The sequence below is a fragment of the Ruegeria sp. AI3 genome (genome assembly GCF_056541245.1).
The window spans coordinates 1-973 of the sequence record NZ_JBQFYA010000062.1 but is presented as its reverse complement, the minus strand read 5'-3'; the positions used below and the strand labels follow the sequence as shown (position 1 = coordinate 973).

The following is a 973-nucleotide window of genomic DNA, read 5'->3' as shown; positions in this document are numbered from 1 at the left end:
ACAGCGCCTATGTCGTAGCCCGGCTGCGGGAACTGATCCCAAATATCAGTCAGGCGTCACTGGATCTTGTCGCGAACCCGCGTGCAAATTTTGACTGTTTCGTGTTTGCGTCCGCTACCAGCAGCGCTCCGCACAAATATGTTCGGGCGGTCACACTGATCCGCACCGAGTTGCCCGATCTGGTACGTCTTAGCTGTATTCACGAAGAGATGGCCCAAGGGTTGGGCCTGTCGAATGACAGCCCGGCGGCGCGGCCGTCAATCTTCAACGATGATGACGAGTTTGCCTTGCTGACAAGCCACGATGAGAAACTGCTGACGATGCTCTACGATCCGCGCCTCGAGCCGGGCGTCACAGTCGATCAGGCGCGGCCTGTTGTAAGGATCATTGCACGCGAACTGATGGGGCAGCCGCTCTGACCCCAAGGACAGGAGAACCCACATGGGAATTTTCGATTTTCTGACCGGAGAATTCATTGATGTCATCCACTGGGTGGACGACACCCGCGACACGATGGTCTGGCGGTTTGAACGGGAAGGACATGAAATCAAGTATGGCGCCAAGCTGACCGTGCGAGAGGGTCAGTCGGCTGTGTTTGTGCATGAAGGGCAGCTGGCGGATGTGTTCACCCCGGGTCTCTATATGCTTGAGACCAACAACATGCCGATCATGACCACGTTGCAGCACTGGGATCATGGGTTCCAGTCGCCGTTCAAGTCCGAGATCTATTTCGTCAACACGACACGGTTCAATGACCTGAAATGGGGCACCAAGAACCCGATCATGCTGCGTGATCCGGAATTCGGCCCGACACGCATCCGGGCCTTCGGAACCTATACAGTTCGCGTAAAAGACCCGGCGAAGTTTCTGATTGAGATCGTGGGTACGGATGGTGAATTCACCATGGATGAAATCAGCTTCCAAATCCGCAACATCATCGTGCAGGAGTTCAGCCGCGTGATCGCAGGCTCGG

Annotated in this window: 2 protein-coding genes; both read left to right on the top strand. The window is 55.8% G+C overall.

The features are described 5' to 3' along the window. The coding region (locus ACRZ95_RS23020) for a DUF2927 domain-containing protein (protein WP_480555706.1) at positions 1-419 on the top strand (419 nt) is incomplete at its 5' end. A 22-nt stretch (positions 420-441) separates the two neighbouring features. After that, on the top strand, positions 442-973 hold a 532-nt coding region (locus ACRZ95_RS23015), incomplete at its 3' end, for an SPFH domain-containing protein (RefSeq protein WP_480555704.1).